This window comes from Geomonas sp., assembly GCF_056994735.1.
In genome coordinates, this window is record NZ_JBXKJL010000356.1 from 1 (window position 1) to 1428 (window position 1428).

Genomic DNA, 1428 nt, shown 5'->3' on the forward strand with positions numbered 1-1428 from the left:
ATTGGACATACCCCAATAATCAAGTCCCCAAATGCTGCGGTTCTCATTAAATGAAGCCAAGGTGATTTTATTAAGTGAATAAATAAAAATTGGGGATACTTTATTTGACTATTGAATAAAAGTATCCTCCTGTATAAATTTGTATTACGACACACAAAAACAGGAGGATACAAGATGAACTTTAGCCATTTAGCTAATAAGTTACGATACAAAATAACGAAATTTTCGGGGATACTTTCAAAAGGACTCGATAAAACAGCTAGAAGATTTATTCAGGAAGCTATTTATGGTATCATAGCATCGGAGTCTGTTATGCTTACTGAAATAGGCAGACAATTGCAAAGTGAGGTATCATTGAAGAAGACTGAAGAGAGATTTAGCAGACAATTAATAAAGCCTAAGATATGGAGTTGTCTGCAACAGAGTATATTATCTCTTGCAAGTGAGAGGGTAAAAGATAGAACGTTATTGATACTTGATTTAAGTGATCTTAAAAAACCATATGCAGAAAAGATGGAATATCTGGCTAGAGTTAGAGATGGAAGTGCTGCTGGAGAGATTGTAAATGGATATTGGACCAAACAGGTCATTGCTTCAGAGGTCGGCAGAGATGAAATAACACCGTTGTATTATTCTCTCTATTCACAGAAATCCACTGATTTTGAAAGTGAGAATGTAGAGATCATAAAAGCATTTAATCAGGTAGGGAAAGCGGTAGGGAACAGGGGCATTTGGGTCATTGATCGTGGTGGTGACAGAGATGATTTATATTGGTCTCTCCTTAAAAATAAAAGGAACTTTATTGTTAGACTGGTGGGCTTACGGGATCTGGAATACGAGGGCAAAGCTTCAAGATCTCTATGGTTAGCATATGCATGCCGGCTTCTTTATGAAAATACGTTTGTACGATTGATGGAAGGGAAAGAGGTCCGATTCCACATCAGATATGGCTCTATGCCAGTCTATCTGCCAGGGCTCAAAAATCAACTCACCATGGTAGTAGTGAAAGGATTAAGTGGGCAACCTATGATACTGTTAACATCCATCCGTATAAATTCCCCCAAAGATCTATGGTTTGTTATCTCAGCCTACATGAAACGATGGAGTATAGAGGAAACGATACGATTTATTAAACAAACCTATGATCTTGAAAACATCAGAGTCTTAAAATATGTTCGCTTGCAGAATATGATGGCAGTGTTATTAGCTGTATTCTATTTTGTTTCTGTGATACTAGATCAATCACAAAAACTGACTGTGATGGCAGGTCACGTCTTAAAATATGCTAAAAGAGTTTTTGGAATACCTGATTTTAAATATTATGCCCTTGGCGACGGACTCAGCAATATCTTCTCCAGATACCCTGGTAAGCTCATAAAATGCATCGAAATTGATAAAAATCAATTATGTCTTGGATTTGGCTAAAAA

Annotated in this window: 1 protein-coding gene; it reads left to right on the plus strand. The window is 36.8% G+C overall.

All coding sequences use genetic code 11. The annotated features are described in order from the left end of the window. Positions 1–174 precede the first annotated feature (174 nt). A complete protein-coding gene (locus tag AC11W3_RS15440) occupies positions 175–1425 on the plus strand; it encodes a transposase (protein ID WP_484093303.1) in 1251 nt (416 codons plus the stop codon). Positions 1426–1428: the final 3 nt, after the last annotated feature.

What these genes read in the sequence shown, in the direction of transcription:
- AC11W3_RS15440 (WP_484093303.1), top strand. Translation starts at nt 175, where the DNA reads ATGAACTTTAGCCATTTAGCTAATAAGTTACGATACAAAATAACGAAA.